This window comes from Streptomyces sp. NPDC001858 (assembly GCF_053594615.1).
Genome location: NZ_JBSFEV010000003.1, coordinates 139,999 through 157,906, shown reverse-complemented (window position 1 = coordinate 157,906; position 17,908 = coordinate 139,999). Strand labels below are relative to the sequence as shown.

Genomic DNA, 17,908 nt, shown 5'->3' with positions numbered 1-17,908 from the left:
CTGGGCTCAGCAGCTCAGAAGGCTCTAGCGACCGCTCGAGTAATGCTTAATTTCGGAGCAGTTGTCCGGATGCAGACTGCCGCGGTCGCGACATGCCCTGATCTCTGCGTCGTTGGTATAGCGCTGCGCACCGTCCCAGTTCGAGTGGTGCAGGGAGACGGTCTTCCGCTGCTTGCCGTTGTAGCGCACCCAGTCGTGGCCTTCGATGCGTACCAGCATGTACACGTTGTGGCCGTCTTCAGTGTCAGCGTCCTTCAGTTGTCCTTTCCACTCGAAGGCACCGTGGTTCCGGCCTGCAGGATTGAAGCGATACTCACCCTCCAGGAAGCGAACGCCTCCGGACTTCAGCAACGGCATGCCGCGCCAGTCCCCAGCGCCCAGCGCCGTCCCGGCTCCCGCCAGCAACGCCGCTGCTGCCGCCACGCCAGCCAGTACTTTCTTCATGCTTCACCCTCCTGAAACCGAAGGCCCGACAGCCTTCGGCATCACAGAAGGTAATGGATTGAACACAAGGCGAAACCTTCAGTCACGAACCACCACCACATCAGGTGATCGACTTCCAGCCACGTCACCGAAAACAGAGGGAGACAGCACAGCTACACAGGGTGCCGCCCCATCGCGCTGCGCAGGAGCCCACCGTCGGTCTGGTCAAGGTCGGGCCCAGCGCACGGGGAGCGACGTAGTGGAACCTCTGTCAATCGGCCACCATGCCACCGCTATTAGCGACGGAAACCGTTCAGCCGCCCACTTGGCTGCCCACGCCGCCGGGCCACACGTCGGTCCATTCGGCCTGGGCGTAGGCGTATGCCTCTTCCATGCCGCCTGCGTCCCACATGCCGCCCGTCTCCCCGGCCCCCACGTTCTGCGAGCCATGCAAGTGGGCGTACACACCGCCCCAGGCGAGTAGTTCCTTGTGGGTGCCTGTTTCTGCTATTCGGCCCTGGTCTATGACGAGGATGCGGTCCGCGTCCGGGGCCAGGTTGAGGTCGTGGGTGATCATGATGGTCGTGCGGCCTGCCATCAGGCGGCGGAGGGGTTCCACGATGCGGCGGGTGGCTATCGCGTCGAGGCCGGTGGTCGGTTCGTCCAGGACCAGGACCGGGGCGTCGCGCAGCACTGCTCGGGCTATGGCCAGGCGTTGCAGTTGGCCGCCGGACAGGCGGGCGGAGTTGGGGTCGACCCTGGTGTCGTAGCCGTCGGGGAGTGCCGTGATGAACTCGTGTGCGTCGGCCGACCGTGCCGCCTCCTCGATCGCGTGGTCGCTCGCGCCGGGGCGGCCGCAGGCGATGTTCGCGCGGACCGTGTCGTGCAGGACCAGCGTCTCCTGCGGCAGCAGCGTCACGTACTCGCGCAACCGCGCCAGAGGGAAGTCGTGCAGCGGGGTGCCGTCCAGGAGGATCGCGCCGGAGTCGGCGTCGTAGAAGCGCAGGAGCAGCTTGGAGACCGTGGACTTGCCCGCGCCGCTCGGGCCCGTGATGATCACCAGTTCCCCGGGGTGTGCGGTGAAGGTCAGTTCCGCCAGGGTCTGGGTCTGCGCGCCCGGGTAGCGGAAGGAGACGTCTCGCAACTCGACGATGCCGTCGGGGCGACCGTGGTCGCTGTGTTCCGCGCCCGTCGGGTCTGTCACCGCCGGCCTGGCGTCCAGGATCTCGACCAGTCGTTCCGCGCCCGCGGTGGCCGCGGTGATCAGCAGTCCCAGTTGGGCCAGGCTGCGGATCGGGGGGTAGAGGTAGCTCAACAGGGCTGCGAACGCCAGTAGTTGGCCCAGGGTCATCTGGCCCCGCGAAATCTCCCAGACGCCGATGCCGATCACGGCCAGTACGCAGATCGTCTCGATGACCTGTACCAACTGCCCGTACGCCTGGTTGAGGCGGGCCGAGCGGACGGCCGCGCGGAACCAGGCCGTCGCCTCCTGGCTCAGCCGGCGACGCTCGGCGTCCTGCCGGCCGTAGGCCTGCGTCAGGACCAGGTTGCCCAGGGATTCCTCCACCACGGACGTGACCGCTCCGTCCGCCACCCTGCCCTCCCGGGCCACCGACCGGACGCCGTCGGCGAACCTTCGGGCGGCCAGCCAGAACAGCGGGGCCAGGATGAAGGTCGCCGCGGCCAGGTCCCAGCGCAGCCAGAACGCGGCCGCCGCGTAGAACACCGCACTGAAGAGGGCTGACGCCGTGCCGATCAGGCCCGACACCGCCATCTGCTCGATGGCCTCGACGTCGCCCGTCAGCCGGGACAGCAGATCGCCCTGGCGGTGCTTCTGGAAGAAGTGCGGGGGAAGTTTCTGCACATGGTCGAAGACGCGCTCGCGCAGCCGCATCACGAACCGCTCCGACACCCACACGGAGAGGGAGCCGCCCGCGTAGCCGATGGCCGCGCCCACGATCGCGATGCCGAGCCACTGCGCCGCGGGGGTCCAGAAGGCGTCCAGTGAACCCCTTTGCAGCGCATTGTCGGTGAGGTCGCCGAAGAGCAGAATGGCGGCGGTCTCCGCCAGCGCGCCCAGCACCGTGCACAGCCACACACCCACGAGCCAGCGGCGCAGCCCCTTCGTCATCGGCCAGAAACGGCGGAACGCCACACGCGGGGAGAGGACAGGGGTGGTGGTCTCGGAAGCGGACGGGGCCTCTTTATAAGGGATTGGCTCCCGGGGTGCCGGATTTTCTTCGAGGTCGTCCACCACCTCGCATCCGTCGAAGACCTCGTATCCGTCGAAGACCTCGTAATCTTCGACAACGGCCGCGGATGCTGTCTCCCTGACAATCGGTTGACCGTAGTCGGAAAGTTCCAGTCCCGGCGGAATATGCCGGGGAAAACCAGCCCCTGAACTCTTCTTACGCGCGCCCATATTTCTCCCATCACTGGCGGGAGGGCCGGCGGAACCCCGCCGGCCCTCCCCTTTCACCTGGGATCTTCCACTCAGGAGCCGGCTCAGAAGCCGGGCTGCTGAGGCGCGGCCTCACCGGGTCGCGGACGGCGACGGCGTCCCTGCTGCGGGGGCGGGGGAACCTGGCCGGGGTTCGGGTTCGCATTCGCGTTGGGGTCCGTGGCGGCGTTCCGGCGGGGGGTAAGCGGCGCAATCACCCTGAAGCTCATGACGACTCCTTCTGAGATTCCAGTATCTGCACGGGAAGGGGGAATTCGGGAATTCCGCACGGCCGAGGGGGGATCAGGGTCGTCACCCTGGGCGATCCCTCCGCCCGATGAGAAAGAACTTAACACGGGATACGACGACCCGAAGAGAGAACTCAGAATTCAATGCCGGAAAGAATGCTGTGAAAACCTTGTCTTTACCTTGGTATTTATTAAGTGAGCCCCATTGACCAGCAGAAACAAGCCCACCGACAGCAACAGCGACGCCGACGCCGACGCCGACAGCAAGAGGACGGCACCCCCGCACAGGGTGCCGTCCTCCTTGGTGCGCCGGAGCCGTCGCCGATCGGTGAGGGTCGGGGACCGACGGCGGCTCCGGGGTCAAAGCCCGGTCAACGCGCGCTCAGCGGTGGTCGCTTCCCGTCGACTGCGTCGCCGCCCGGCCCGCTTCCAGACGGGCCACCGGGATCCGGAACGGGGAGCAGGAGACGTAGTCCAGGCCCACCTCGTGGAAGAAGTGCACGGACTCCGGGTCGCCGCCGTGCTCGCCGCAGACGCCGAGCTTGAGGTCGGGGCGGGTCGCCCGGCCCGCCTCGGCAGCCGCCTTGACCAGCGAGCCGACGCCGTCCCGGTCGATCGTCTCGAACGGGGAGACGCCGAAGATGCCCTTCTCCAGGTAGGCCGTGAAGAACGAGGCCTCCACGTCGTCGCGGCTGAAGCCCCACACCGTCTGGGTCAGGTCGTTCGTGCCGAAGGAGAAGAACTCCGCGGCCTCCGCGATCTGGCCGGCCGTCAGGGCGGCCCGGGGCAGCTCGATCATCGTGCCGATCGCCAGCTTCAGCGCGACGCCCGTCGCCGCCTCGACCTCCGCGATGACCTGGTCGGCCTCCTCGCGAACGATCTCCAGCTCCTGGACGGTGCCGACCAGCGGGATCATGATCTCGGCGCGCGGGTCGCCCTTGGCGTTGCGGCGTTCCGCCGCCGCCTCCGCGATGGCGCGGACCTGCATCGTGAACAGACCGGGGATGACGAGGCCCAGCCGTACGCCGCGCAGGCCCAGCATCGGGTTCTGCTCGTGCAGCCGGTGCACCGCCTGGAGCAGTCGGAGGTCGTTCTCGTGGGACTCCTCGCGGGACTCCGCGAGCGCCACCCGGACCGAGAGCTCGGTGATGTCGGGGAGGAACTCGTGCAGCGGCGGGTCCAGCAGCCGGACCGTCACCGGGAGGCCGTCCATGGCCTCGAAGAGTTCGATGAAGTCCTTCTTCTGGAGCGGCAGCAGCTGCCGCAGGGACTCCTCGCGCTCCACCTCCGTGTCCGCCAGGATCAGGCGTTCGACCAGCTCACGGCGGTCGCCGAGGAACATGTGCTCGGTGCGGCACAGGCCGATGCCCTGCGCGCCGAAGCGGCGGGCGCGCAGCGCGTCCTCGGCGTTGTCGGCGTTCGCGCGCACCCGCAGCCGGCGCTTGCGGTCGGCGAAGGCCATGATGCGGTGGACGGCCTCGACCAGCTCGTCGGCGTCGTCGGCGCCCGCGTGCATCCGGCCCTCGAAGTACTCGACCACGGGGGACGGGACGACCGGGACCTCGCCCAGGTAGACCTTGCCGGACGAGCCGTCGATGGAGATGACGTCGCCCTCCTCCACCACATGGCCGCCCGGCACCGTCATCCGGCGGCGTTTGGTGTCGACCTCCAGCTCCTCCGCGCCGCACACGCACGTCTTGCCCATGCCGCGGGCGACGACGGCCGCGTGGGAGGTCTTGCCGCCGCGGGAGGTGAGGATGCCCTCGGCCGCGATCATGCCGTCGAGGTCGTCGGGGTTGGTCTCGCGGCGGACCAGGATGACCTTCTCGCCCGAGCGAGACCACTTCACGGCGGTGTAGGAGTCGAACACCGCCTTGCCGACGGCCGCGCCCGGCGAGGCCGCGATGCCCCGGCCGACCTTCTCGACCTTGGCGTCCTCGTCGAAGCGGGGGAACATCAGCTGCGCGAGCTGGGCTCCCGTGACCCGCTGGAGCGCCTCCGTCTCGTCGATCAGGCCCTGGTCGACGAGCTGGGTGGCGATGCGGAAGGCCGCGCCCGCGGTGCGCTTGCCCACGCGGGTCTGGAGCATCCACAGCTGGCCGCGCTCGATGGTGAACTCGATGTCGCAGAGGTCCTTGTAGTGGTTCTCCAGCGTCTCCATGATGCCGAGCAGCTGGTCGTAGGACTTCTTGTCGATCTGCTCCAGCTCGGCGAGCGGGACGGTGTTGCGGATGCCCGCGACGACGTCCTCGCCCTGGGCGTTCTGCAGGTAGTCGCCGTAGACGCCCTGGTGGCCGGAGGCGGGGTCGCGGGTGAAGGCGACGCCCGTGCCGGAGTCGGGGCCCAGGTTGCCGAAGACCATCGAGCAGACGTTGACGGCCGTGCCCAGGTCGCCCGGGATGCGCTCCTGGCGGCGGTAGAGCTTGGCGCGGTCGGTGTTCCAGGAGTCGAAGACGGCCCTGATGGCGAGGTCCATCTGCTCGCGCGGGTCCTGCGGGAAGTCCCGGCCGGCCTCGGCCTTGACGATCTTCTTGAAGCGCGTGACCAGCTTCTTGAGGTCGGCCGCCTCCAGCTCGGTGTCGACGGCGACCTTCTTCGCGGTCTTCGCCGCCTCCAGCGCGTCCTCGAAGAGCTCGCCGTCCACGCCGAGGACGGTCTTGCCGAACATCTGGATCAGCCGGCGGTAGGAGTCCCACGCGAAACGGTCGTCGCCGGCCTGCCTGGCCAGGCCCTGGACCGACTTGTCGGAGAGGCCGATGTTCAGGACGGTGTCCATCATGCCCGGCATGGAGAACTTCGCGCCGGAGCGGACGGAGACGAGGAGGGGGTCGTCGGCCTGGCCCAGCTTCTTGCCCATCCGCTGCTCCAGCGCGTCGAGGTGCGCACTCACCTCGTCACGCAGTGCCGTCGGCGCCTCGCCGCTGTCGAGGTAGACCTTGCAGGCGTCGGTGGTGATCGTGAAGCCCGGAGGGACGGGAAGGCCCAGGTTGGTCATCTCGGCGAGGTTCGCGCCCTTGCCACCGAGGATGTCCTTGAGGTCCTTGTTGCCCTCGGTGAAGTCGTAAACGAACTTCGCTACGTGGGAATCTTTGTTTTCCGACACGATCTCGACTCCTCGAGGACGCGGTGGCTGCCCTGACGCCGAGGAACATACCCAGATCAAAGGCGTCTGGGTACGTCTACTCGTGCGTCATGTGCTTGTAACCAGCCGTCCGCCAGCGGATCGAAAGTCAAAGCTTGGCAAGCGCACAGCCGCGGATGTTTTCACTTCTTGAACGCATCCACCTCTCACCCCACCCCATCATCGCTCATATGAGCGCAGAGCGCCACGCCTGATTTCGATCGATGAACGATCAAGGGGTGGCACCCAGTGCCACCCCTTGGAGAAGTGCATTCGATCAACGACCCGCTCATCTGAGCATTACGCCCCTCAGGGGTGGCGAGAATCACGCCGTGCGAAGCCGACGGATTCCACCATGCGGACGCGACACAGGGGAGAAACACCTCCCTTACAAGGTCGCTCACACCCCCAGTGCCAGCAACCGCTCCTCGACCCGCTCCGGCGCGTACAGGTGCTCCACGACCATCGCACCCGCTCCCACCAGGCCCGCACGCTCCCCCAGCCGCGAGGTCACGACGTCCAGATGGGCGGTGGAGCGGGGCAGCGCCCGCTGATAGAGCAGCTCGCGCACGCCCGTGAGGAAGGCCGTTCCGGCCAGATCTCCGGCGATCATCAGCACTCCGGGGTTGAGCAGCGTCACCACCGTGGCGAGGACGTCCCCGACCTGGCGGCCCGCCTCCCGGGCCAGCGCGGCCGCCCCGGGGTGCCCGGCGGCGAGCAGATCGCGCACATCCGAGCCGGAGGCCGTCGGCAGGCCCGTCTCGGCGAGCCGGCGCGCCACCGCGCCACCGCTGGCGACCGCGGCCAGACACCCGTAGGAGCCGCAGCGGCACAGCGCGTCCGCGCCCACCCGGATATGCCCGATGTCGCCCGCGCCGCCGTCGACGCCCCGGAAGACCGAGCCGTCGACCACGACCCCGGCGCCGATGCCGGTGGACACCTTGACCAGCACGAACGCCGAGCAGTCGGGGTATCCGGTGCGCTGCTCGCCGTAGGCCATGAGGTTCGCGTCGTTGTCGACGAAGACGGGGACAGGGGTGGAGACGGGAACCCCTGCGGGCGCACCCGCCGCGCCCGCCGCACCCGTCCCGGCCGCCGCACCCGTCCCTGCCGTCCGCTCGGCGAATGCTCGCGCCAAGCGGCCGCGTATGTCGTAGCCGTCCCAGCCGGGCATGATCGGTGGCTGGACGACCCGGCCCGTCTGGCTGTCGACCGGGCCGGGGACGGCGACTCCTATGCCGCAGACCTCGTCCGCCCGGTGGCCCGCCTTCTCCAGGAGTTCGGCGAACCAGCCGCCCAGTTCGCCCAGGACGGCTTCGGGGCCGTCCTCGATGACCAGCGTGCCGCCGTGCTCGGCCAGGATCTCCCCGGTCAGCGACAGCACGGCCGCGCGCGCGTGGCGCGTGTCGAGGTCCGCCGCGAGGACGACCGCGTGGGCGTCGTCGAATTCCAGGGTGATCGAGGGCCGGCCGCCCAGCGGCGAGTCGACCGGGCCGCCGGCGCCCTCGCGCAGCCAACCCGCGCGGAAGAGCCGGTCCAGCCGCTGGCCGACGGTCGCCCGGGAGAGGCCGGTCGCCTGCTGGAGGGCGCCGCGCGTCGTCGCCCGTCCCGTGCGCACGAGTTCCAGGAGATCTCCGGCGCTCGCCTGACTGCCCGCCTTGCCGACCGTCCTGCCGGTCCGTCCCGGACGCCCAGTCATGCGCACCCCCTTGTGTTTCTCAAGCTTGCATTACATATTGAGTTTTGCGTGTTAAATAGACGTAACCCTACGGTAGCCACCGCCGAACCCGGTGGCCCAGTCGTCTTCGGGGAGCCCCGAGTGGATCGCACCGCCCAGCTCATCGTCCGTCCGGCGGCGGATATCGCCGTATACGATCCGACGGCTCCGCCGCCCTGGGGGGCGCTGCACGTCCGAGCGGCGGACGTGCTGGCGGGCAACTGGACGGGAACGTCGACGGTGCCCTCGCGCCGGCTGTACCCCCACCAATGGTCCTGGGACTCCGCGTTCATCGCCATCGGGCTGCGGCACGTCTCGCCGCGCCGGGCGCAGACCGAGCTGGAGACGCTGCTGGCCGCCCAGTGGGGCGACGGGCGCATCCCGCACATCGTCTTCAACCCCTCCGTGCCGCTCGACGCGTACTTCCCGAGCCCCGATTTCTGGCGCTCCTCGACCGCGGGGCGCGCTGCGGGCGCCCCGCGCACCGTACAGACCTCCGGCATCGTGCAGCCACCGGTGCACGCGCTGGCGGCCTGGCTGGTGCATCGCGCCGACCCGGGGCTGTCACGCGCGCGTGGCTTCCTCGCCCGGGTGTATCCCCGGCTGGCCGCCTGGCACCGCTATCTGCTGCACCGGCGGGACCTGGGCGGGGGCGGGCTGGCGTCCGTCGTCCACCCGTGGGAACAGGGCATGGACAACGCGCCGAGCTGGGACGCCCCGCTCGGCCGGGTCACCCCGGCCCCGGCCCGCTCCTTCCGTCGGGCGGACCTCGACCACGGGGCTGCCGAGGACCGTCCGACGGATCTGGACTACGGGCGGTACGTGCGCCTGGCGACGGAGTACCGGGACGGCGGGTATGCCGACGGGGGCGGGGAGTTCGCCGTCGAGGATCCCGCCTTCAACGCGCTGCTCATCGCCTCCGAGCACGCCCTCGCCCGGATCGCGCGCGAACTCGGCGCGACGGCCACGGCCCGCCACGCCCGCGCGGAACGCCTGACGGCGGCGCTGGTGGAACGCCTGTGGGACCCGGCGGAGGGCATGTTCTTCTGCCGGGACGTGCGCGACGGCGGCCTGGTCCCCGAGCGCGGGGTGTCCGGGCTGGTGCCGCTGCTGCTGCCCGGGCTGCCGCGGGAGGTGGTCGGCGGGCTGGTGGCGACCCTGCGCGGGCCGCACTTCGGGCTCGGCGGCGCGACGCGTCTCGTGCCCAGCTACGACCTGCTCGGCGAGGCCTTCGACCCGCATCGCTACTGGCGCGGGCCGGCCTGGTTCAACACGAGTTGGCTGCTCGAACGGGGGCTGCGGCTGCACGGGGAGCGGTCCGCCGCGGACGGGCTGCGCCGGGCCGTCCTCGACATCGCGGACAGCTCGGAGTTCGCGGAGTACGTCGACCCGTACACCGGCGAGGCCTGCGGCGCGACCGGCTTCAGCTGGACCGCCGCGCTCACGCTCGACCTGATCCACCAGAAAGACCTGATCCAGCGAGAAGAAATGTCAGGCACGGGTACCAAGGGAGGGGACCTGGGATGACGGACCGGCATCATCTGCTCGTGCACGGCGGGACGTTCGCCGCCGTGGGCGACCGCGGAGACATCAGCGGCGTACGAGGCTCCGGCTCGGCCGCCGGATCCCCCGAGGGGTTGTTCGTCCGGGACGCCCGGCACCTGAGCCGCTGGCAGCTGACGGTCGACGGGGCCGTGCCGGAGGCGCTCTCGCCGGTCGCGGACGGGGACACCACGCGGTGCGTGCTCGTCCCGCGCGGCGGCCGCAACGAGCCGCCGTCCTGCACGCTCTTCCGGGAGCAGGCCGTCGGCGACAGCTCGTTCGTGGAGTCGCTGCGGCTCGTCAGCAACCGCCCGGTGCCGACCACGGTCCGCCTCGCGGTCACCGCCGACGCGGACTTCACCGACCAGTTCGAACTGCGCTCCGACCACCGGACGTACGCGAAGACCGGGGTCGTCCGCCGTCGCCAGGTCATGGACGACGGCGTGGAGTTCACCTACCGGCGCGGCGAGTGGCAGTCCTGTACGACGGTGACGGCCGACCCGGTGCCGGACGGCGTCGAGGAGACCGGCACCGGGGCCCGTCGGCTCGTCTGGAAGCTGGAGTTGGAGCCGCACGGCTCCGCCGAGCTGACCCTGCGGGTGATGGCCCGACCGCATGGCGAGAAACGTGCGTTGCGCGTGCCGCGCTCGCCGTCCGCATTGGCCGAAAAGTTACTTGCGCAGGAGGCCGAGTTCGTGAAGGGCATCGCCCTTCCGACCGGCTGGCCCGAACTGGCGTCCGCCTGCGCGCGCGGTCTCGCCGACCTTTCGTCACTCCGAGTGATCGCCCGCGGACCGGAGGACGAGGAGTTGCGCGTCCCGGCGGCGGGCGCCCCCTGGTTCCTCACGCTGCTGGGTCGCGACGCCCTGCTCACCTCGCTCTTCGCGCTCCCGTACCGCCCCGGCCCGGCCGCCGCCACGCTCCTCGCGCTCGCCGCGACCCAGGCGACGGAGACCGGGCCGCGGGCGGTGTCGCAGCCCGGCAAGATCGTGCACGAGGTGCGGCACGGGGAGCTCGCCCACTTCGGGCAGGTGCCGTTCGCCCGCTACTACGGCTCGGTGGACGCGACCCCGCTGTTCCTCGTCGTCCTCGGCGCGTACGTCGAGCAGACCGGCGACACGGCGCTGGCCCGCCGGCTGGAGCCGAACGCCCGCGCGGCGATCGGCTGGATGCTCGACCACGGCGGACTGACCTCCCGCGGCTACCTGGTCTACCGGGCCGACCAGGGCGGCCTCGCCAACCAGAACTGGAAGGACTCCCCCGGCGCCATCTGCTCCGCGGACGGCACCCGCGCGACCGGGGCGGTGATGGCGGCGGGGGCCCAGGGGTACGCCTACGACGCGCTGCGCCGCACGGCGTGGCTGGCGCGCACGGTGTGGGAGGACGAGAAGTACGCGGCGCTGCTGGAACAGGCGGCCGCCGATCTGCGGGACCGGTTCCAGCGGGACTTCTGGATGCGGGAGCGGTCCTTCCCGGCGCTCGCCCTGGACGGCGAGGGCCGCCAGGTCGACGCGCTGGCCTCGGACGCCGGGCACCTGCTCTGGTCGGGGCTGCTGGACAAGGAGTACGCGGAGATCGTCGGCCGGCGGCTCCTCGAACCGGACTTCTTCTCCGGCTGGGGCGTGCGCACGCTGGCGGCCGGGCAGCCGGCGTACCACCCGCTCTCCTACCATCGCGGCTCGGTCTGGCCGCACGACAACGCGCTGATCACGCTCGGCCTGGCCCGGTACGGGCTGCACGACGAGGCCCGTGCGGTCGCCCACGGGCTGGTCGACGCGGCGACCGCGACCGGTCACCGGCTGCCCGAGGTCCTCGCGGGCTACGGCCGTGACACGCACGCGAAGCCGGTACCGTACCCGCACGCGTGCGTACGGGAGTCCCGGTCGGCGGCGGCCCCGTTGGCGCTGCTCACGGCGGTCGGGGGCGGGTGACGCCACCCCGGTCGGGGCGCTTGGCGTGCCGTTTGCACGGTGTTTGCCGAGCGTAGGCGGAGGGGGCTGAACGCGGGCCGGGGGCAGGCCGTACGAAACTGTGGCGGATCCGACCGACGTCGGATCCGCCGAACCGCCGGGCTTCGTACGGAAGGACCCTCGGGTGCCTGTCTCCACTCGCTCATCCCAGCCGCCTGCATCGAGAGAACCCGCTTCACCCGAGAACGACGCCACGCAGACCGTCACATCAGAAACGACCGCCCCGGAGAACCCGGCCGCCGCCCTGGAAGCGGCCGCTGAGGCCTCGATCGCCGCCCCTGGCACGGCTGCGCACAACCAGGCCGCCGCGTCGAAGACAGCCGCAGAGACCCCGGCCGACAGCTCGGAGACAGCCGCTGAAACCCCGGCCGGCGGCTCGGAGGCCGCTGCGGACAACCAGGCCGCCGACCCGGAGACGACCGCTGAGGCCGCGGTCGTCGACCCGGGCACGGTCACGGCGACCACGGCCGACGCGTCGGAGACAGCCGCAGAGACCCCGGCCGACAGCTCGGAGACAGCCGCTGAAACCCCGGCCGGCAGCTCGGAGGCCGCTGCGGACAACCCGGCCGTCGCGTCGGAGACGGCCGCTGTGGCCCCGGTCGTCGACCCGGGCACGGTCACGGCGACCACGGCCGACGCGTCGGAGACAGCCGCAGAGACCCCGGCCGACAGCTCGGAGACAGCCGCTGAAACCCCGGCCGGCGGCTCGGAGGCCGCTGCGGACAACCAGGCCGCCGACCCGGAGACGACCGCAGAGACCCCGGATGCCGGCTCGGACACGGCTGGCGAGAACCTGGCCGCCGGGTCGGAGACAGCGACTCAGGCCGCGGTCGCCGGCCCGGGCGCGGTCGCGGAAAGCACGGCCGACATATCGGAGACAGCCGCTGAAAGCCCGGCCGACGGCTCGGGGGCGGATGCGGAGAACCCCGCCGCCGACCCGGAAGCGGCCGCTGGGGCCCCGGTCGCCGACCCGGGCATGGCCGCGGAGATCACTGCCGTCGCGTCGGGGACGGCCGCTCAGGCCTCGGGCGCCGACTCGGGCGGGGTTGCGGAGACCTCGGTCGTCGGGGCGGAGGCGGCTGCGGACAACCAAGCCGCCGACCCGGAGGCGGCCGCCGAGACCTCGGATGCCGGGGGCGGTGGCAGGCGGGGGTTCAAGGCGCGTGTCGCGTATCGGCGTTCCTGGCGCGGTCGGCATCCGCGTGCCGCGCAGGCGCTGTGGTGGACGGTGACGGCCCTGTCGCTGGCCCTCGTGCTCACCGCGCTGCTGCTGCCGAACCGGATGGGCGGGCTCCATCCCAACCGGTTCACGCGGCTGCCCGCGGAGGCGATCCTCGGGGCGGCCGTGCTGCTGGCGCTGCGCCGCCGCCCGCGGATGGTGGTCGCGGCGCTGAGCGGGGTCCTCCTCGGGGCGCTGACCGTGCTGAATCTGCTCGACATGGGGTTCGTCGAATACCTGGGCCGCGATTTCAACCTCGTCCTGGACTGGGGTCTGCTGGACGACGCCCAGTCCTACATCGCGGACTCGATGGGCGGGGCGACGGCCGTCGCCGCCGCCGTCGGCCTCGTCGTGCTCGTCGGGCTGCTGTTCGCGGTCATGGCCCTGGCGACGGTCCGGGTCAGCAAGCTGATGATGCTCAACCCGCAGACGGCGACCCGGGCGACGCTCATCGCCGCCACGGTCTGGGTCACCTGCTCCGTCGTCGGCCTGCAGAACTCGGGCGTGCCGGTCGCCTCGTACCGGACCGCGGACGCGCTCGCCAACAAGGCCCGGCAGGTGCGGCAGACGCTGAAGGACGAGGCCGCGTTCGGCAAGGAGGCCCGCAACGACGCGTTCGGGGCGACCCCGGCCGACCAGCTCGTGCCGGATCTGCGCGGCAAGGACGTCATCTTCACGTTCATCGAGAGCTACGGCCGCAGCGCCATCGAGGACCCGGTCATGGCACCGGGCGTCGATCGGACCCTCGCGACGAGCACCGAGGCCCTGACGAAGGCCGGCTTCCACGCGAAGAGCGGCTGGCTGACGTCGGCGACGTTCGGCGGCAGCAGCTGGCTCGGCCACTCCACGACCCTCTCCGGTCTGTGGGTCGACAACCAGCAGCGCTACCGCACGGTGATGGCCAGCGACCACCTGTCGCTGACCAAGGCGTTCCAGAAGACCGGCGCGTGGGACACGGTCGGGATCATGCCGGGTGTGCAGAAGGGCTGGCCGGAGCAGGAGTACTACGGCCTGGACACGGTGTACAACGCTTTCCGACTGGGGTACCAGGGGCCGAAGTTCAGCTGGTCGACCATGCCCGACCAGTACGCGCTGGAGGCGTTCCAGCGGCTGGAGCACGGCCGCGCGAACCGCGACAAGCCGCTGATGTCGGAGATCATCCTGACCTCCAGCCACCAGCCCTGGGCGCCGATCCCGACGATGGTCGGCTGGGACGACCTCGGCGACGGCTCGATCTTCGACGGCATCCAGAAGGCGGGCAAGAAGGCGTCCGACGTCATCTCCGACAGCGCCGAGTCCAAGGTGGAGTACGGCAAGTCCATCGAGTACTCGGTGACCGCGCTGACCCAGTGGATGGAGCGCTACGGCACCGACGACACCGTCCTGGTGTTCCTCGGCGACCACCAGCCCATCACCCGGGTCAGCGGCGACAGCGCCAGCCGGGACGTGCCGATCTCGATCGTCGCCAAGGACCCGAAGGTCCTCGACAAGATCGCGGCCTGGAACTGGACGGACGGCCTGAAGCCGGCGAAGAACGCCCCGGTCTGGAAGATGAACCTGTTCCGCGACAAGTTCCTCACGGCCTACGGCTCGACCCCGCACCCCTCCAAGGGCTGATCCCCTGGAGGGATGCGCGGGCCCTCGGCCGGGGCCTCGGCCGGGACTTCAGCCGGGACTCGGCCGGGACCTCAGCCGCCGGAGGTGTCCAGTTCCGCGTCCTCGCTGATGCCCGCGCAGTCGTAGGGGTCCTTGAGCCAGCCGTCCGGGAGCACCACGCGGTGGTTGCCGGACGAGCGGCCGCGGGGGCCGTCGGCGCCGCTGGGCCAGGGCTGGTCGAGGTCCAACTCGTCCAGCCCGGACCGCAGTTCCGTCAGCGACGACGTGATCGCCAGCCGCCGGCGCATCTCGGAGCCGACCGCGAAGCCCTTGAGGTACCAGGCGACGTGCTTGCGGAAGTCGATGACCCCGCGCGACTCGTCGCCGATCCACTCGCCGAGGAGGGCGGCGTGCCGGACCATGATGTCGGCGACCTGGCGCAGGGAGGGGCGCGAGACGTCGTCCGGGCGCCCCTCGAAGGCGGCGACCAGGTCCGCGAACAGCCAGGGGCGGCCCAGGCAGCCGCGCCCGACGACGACTCCGTCGCACCCGGTCTCGCGCACCATCCGCAGCGCGTCCTGCGCCGACCAGATGTCGCCGTTGCCGAGGACGGGGATCTCCGGGACGTGTTCCTTCAGGCGGGCGATGGCGTCCCAGTCGGCGGTGCCGCCGTAGTGCTGGGCTGTGGTGCGGCCGTGCAGGGCGATGGCGGCCACGCCCTCCTCGACGGCGATCCGGCCCGCGTCGAGGTACGTGAGGTGGTCGTCGTCGATGCCCTTGCGCAGCTTGACCGTCACCGGGAGGTCGCCGGCGCCGCTGACGGCCTCGCGCAGGATGGCGCGCAGCAGGTTGCGCTTGTAGGGGAGGGCGGAGCCGCCGCCCTTGCGCGTCACCTTCGGGACCGGGCAGCCGAAGTTCAGGTCGATGTGGTCGGCGAGGTTCTCCTCCACGATCATGCGGACGGCCTTGCCGACGATCGCCGGGTCGACGCCGTACAGCTGGATCGAGCGGGGCTTCTCGGTCGCGTCGAAGTGGATCAGCTGCATGGTCTTCTCGTTGCGCTCGACCAGCGCCCGGGTCGTGATCATCTCGCTGACGAACAGCCCCTTGCCGCCACTGAACTCCCTGCACAAGGTACGGAAGGGCGCGTTGGTGATCCCGGCCATGGGGGCCAGGACGACGGGCGGCTGGACGGCGTGCGGGCCGATCCTCAGGGGCCGGGCGATGACGGGTGTGGTCGTGGGCATTGGGCCATTGTCGCGCATCGGCAAGGATCATGTAACAGTCATTAGTTAGACGCACTATTGAAACCGGGCGTACGCTGAATCGCATGCCCGAGCTCAGCCCTCGCCGACGCCTCCTCGTCCTCGCCATCTGCTGCATGAGCCTGCTGATCGTGAGCCTCGACGCCACGGTCCTGAACATCGCCCTGCCCGTGATGCAGCAGGACCTGCACGCCACCACCGCCGGACTCCAGTGGACGATCGACGCCTACACGCTGGTGCTGGCCTCGCTGCTGATGCTCGCGGGGTCGACCGCCGACCGGATCGGCCGCAAGAAGGTCTTCATGACCGGCCTGGTCGTGTTCTCGATCGGCTCCCTGCTGTGCTCGCTCGCCCCCGACCTCGACCTGCTGATCGCGGCGCGGATGGTGCAGGCGGTCGGCGGTTCGATGCTGAACCCGGTCGCCATGTCGATCATCACCAACACCTTCACCGCCCCGCGCGAGCGCGCCCGGGCGATCGGGGTGTGGGGCGCGGTCGTCGGCATGTCGATGGCCGCCGGCCCGCTGCTGGGCGGACTGCTCGTGGAGACCGTCGGCTGGCGCTCGATCTTCTGGCTCAACCTGCCGGTCGGCCTGGTCGCCCTGCTGGCGACCTTGCGCTACGTCCCCGAGTCCCGGGCGCCGAAGGCCCGCCGCCCCGACCCGGTCGGCCAGCTGCTGGTCATCGCCCTCTTCGGCTCCCTGACCTACGCGATCATCGAGGCGCCGGAGGCGGGCCTGGCGACCAGCGGCCCGTTCGCCGCCGTGGCGCTGGCCGCGCTGATCGGTCTGCTCCGCTACGAGCCCCGGCGCGCCGAACCCCTCATCGACCTGCGGTTCTTCCGGTCGGCGCCGTTCAGCGGCGCGACCGTGGTGGCGATCAGCGCGTTCGCCGCACTGGGCGGGTTCCTGTTCCTGTCCACCCTCTACCTCCAGAACGTACGGGGCCTCGACGCCCTGCACGCGGGCCTGTGGATGCTGCCGATGGCCGTGCCGACGTTCCTGTGCGCGCCCCTGTCCGGACGGCTGCTGGGCACCCGGGGCCCCCGGCTGCCGCTGCTGATCGCGGGCGTCGCGATGACGGCGAGCGGGCTGCTGTTCGCCGCCTTCGACGCGCAGACGTCCGACGCGACGCTGTTCCTCGGGTACGCGCTGTTCGGCGTGGGCTTCGGCTTCGTGAACGCGCCGATCACCAACACGGCCGTGTCGGGCATGCCGCGCAGTCAGGCGGGGCTCGCGGCGGCGGTCGCCTCCACCAGCCGCCAGCTCGGCCAGACCCTGGGCGTCGCGGTGATCGGCGCGGTCCTGGCGGCGGGCGTGAGCACCTCGTCCTACCGCGAGACCTTCGCCGCCGCCGCGGTCCCCGGCTGGTGGATCCTCACCGGCTGCGGCGCGGTCGTCCTCGTCCTGGGCGCGGTCACCACCGGCCGCTGGGCGAAGGGGACGGCGGAGCGGACGGCGCAGCGCCTGGAGACGCCGGAGATCCTTGAGGCGTCGAGCGTCAGCGCGTGAGCGTGCGCCGCGGGTCCCGGGCCAGCGCGTTCAACTGCTCCAGCCGTTCCCGGGTCTGCGCGTCCACCGGTACGTACGTCACGATGCGAGCGCCGAGTTCCGGGTTCAGCCAGAGGTCGGTGTGGGTGAGGGTCAGCAGGCCGACATGGCGGTTGCGGAACTGTTTGACCTTGCCGCGGCCGGCGGCGATCTCGTAGCGCTCCCAGTTCTCGCGGAACGCCGGGGACTCCGACTGCAGCCGCTTGACCAGCATCTTCCAGGCCGGCTCGGAGAGGTGTCCGGCCATGGACGCGCGCAGTTTCGCGGCCATCACGCGCATGGACTCGTCGTGGTGGATCACCGACTCGCGCCACTGGGGGTGGGTGTGCATGAGGATCACGCAGTTGCGGTCCTCGGGCGGCACCGCGTCGAGGTCGCACAACAGGTGGGCGTAGGTGCGGTTGTAGGCCAGGATGTCGTAACGGCTGTTCTGGACGCTGGCGGGGATCGGGTCGAGCCGGTCGAGCAGATCGCGGACGGCGTCCGTGACGCCCATGCACGACGAGGCGGGCGTCGGGTCGGTCGCGCCGGCCAGCTGGAAGAGGTGGGCCCGTTCGCTCGGGTCGAGCATCAGCGTGCGGGCGAGCGCGTCCAGGACCTGGACCGAGACATGGATGTCCCGCGACTGTTCGAGCCAGGTGTACCAGGTGACGCCGACCGCCGAGAGATGGGCGACCTCCTCACGGCGCAGGCCCGGCGTGCGGCGGCGCGCCCCGCGCGGGAGGCCCACCTGCTCGGGCGTGATGCGCTCGCGGCGGCTGCGCAGAAAGGCCGCCAGCTCGTGCCGCCGGATCTCCGTCGTCGTCATGTCTCCAGC

The 17,908-nt window shown here is 70.8% G+C and carries 10 protein-coding genes; 4 read left to right on the top strand and 6 right to left on the bottom strand.

Annotation, left to right across the window (positions count from 1 at the left end; translation table 11 throughout):
• Positions 1–24 precede the first annotated feature (24 nt).
• The 4 genes from ACWCPF_RS05305 to ACWCPF_RS05290 all read right to left on the bottom strand — a co-directional run bounded on the left by ACWCPF_RS05305 (position 25) and on the right by ACWCPF_RS05290 (position 7,931).
• Positions 25–444, bottom strand: coding sequence for a hypothetical protein (locus ACWCPF_RS05305; RefSeq protein WP_451043603.1), 420 nt, complete (start codon positions 442–444; stop codon positions 25–27).
• 292 nt (positions 445–736) lie between these two features.
• Positions 737–2,554 (bottom strand): ABC transporter ATP-binding protein, encoded by a 1,818-nt coding sequence (locus tag ACWCPF_RS05300; RefSeq protein WP_451043854.1) that lies wholly within the window; start codon positions 2,552–2,554, stop codon positions 737–739.
• Positions 2,555–3,493: 939 nt separating this feature from the next.
• Complete coding sequence (ppdK, locus tag ACWCPF_RS05295) at positions 3,494–6,214, bottom strand: pyruvate, phosphate dikinase (RefSeq protein ID WP_451043602.1); 2,721 nt, start codon at positions 6,212–6,214, stop codon at positions 3,494–3,496.
• Positions 6,215–6,632: 418 nt separating this feature from the next.
• A complete protein-coding gene (locus ACWCPF_RS05290; protein WP_451043601.1) occupies positions 6,633–7,931 on the bottom strand; it encodes an ROK family protein in 1,299 nt (432 codons plus the stop codon).
• Between the two features lie 120 nt (positions 7,932–8,051).
• Between ACWCPF_RS05290 and ACWCPF_RS05285 the strand changes: the two genes are divergently transcribed.
• From ACWCPF_RS05285 to ACWCPF_RS05275, 3 genes are all read left to right on the top strand, one after another.
• Entirely contained in the window at positions 8,052–9,476 is a 1,425-nt protein-coding gene (locus ACWCPF_RS05285; RefSeq protein WP_451043600.1) for an MGH1-like glycoside hydrolase domain-containing protein, read from the top strand.
• On the top strand, positions 9,473–11,422 hold the full coding sequence (locus ACWCPF_RS05280) for an amylo-alpha-1,6-glucosidase (RefSeq protein WP_451043599.1): 1,950 nt from the start codon (positions 9,473–9,475) through the stop codon (positions 11,420–11,422). Before ACWCPF_RS05285 ends, ACWCPF_RS05280 begins: the two co-directional genes overlap by 4 nt.
• Positions 11,423–12,437: 1,015 nt before the next feature.
• The gene (locus ACWCPF_RS05275; RefSeq protein ID WP_451043853.1) at positions 12,438–14,297 is read left to right on the top strand and encodes a CDP-alcohol phosphatidyltransferase; all 1,860 of its coding nucleotides are present in this window, start codon (positions 12,438–12,440) and stop codon (positions 14,295–14,297) included.
• Positions 14,298–14,368: 71 nt separating this feature from the next.
• On the opposite strand, the gene dusB is transcribed toward ACWCPF_RS05275, so the two are convergent.
• Complete coding sequence (gene dusB, locus ACWCPF_RS05270; protein ID WP_451043598.1) at positions 14,369–15,523, bottom strand: tRNA dihydrouridine synthase DusB; 1,155 nt, start codon at positions 15,521–15,523, stop codon at positions 14,369–14,371.
• Between the two features lie 83 nt (positions 15,524–15,606).
• On the opposite strand from dusB, the gene ACWCPF_RS05265 reads away from it, so the two are divergent.
• Positions 15,607–17,052 carry an MFS transporter gene (locus tag ACWCPF_RS05265; protein ID WP_451043597.1) on the top strand — a complete coding sequence of 482 codons (1,446 nt, stop codon included), beginning with the start codon at positions 15,607–15,609 and terminating at the stop codon, positions 17,050–17,052.
• On the opposite strand, the gene ACWCPF_RS05260 is transcribed toward ACWCPF_RS05265, so the two are convergent.
• Positions 17,042–17,899: a helix-turn-helix transcriptional regulator gene (locus tag ACWCPF_RS05260; RefSeq protein WP_451043596.1), complete on the bottom strand. Its 858-nt coding sequence runs from the start codon at positions 17,897–17,899 to the stop codon at positions 17,042–17,044. The genes ACWCPF_RS05265 and ACWCPF_RS05260 overlap by 11 nt on opposite strands.
• Positions 17,900–17,908 lie beyond the last annotated feature (9 nt).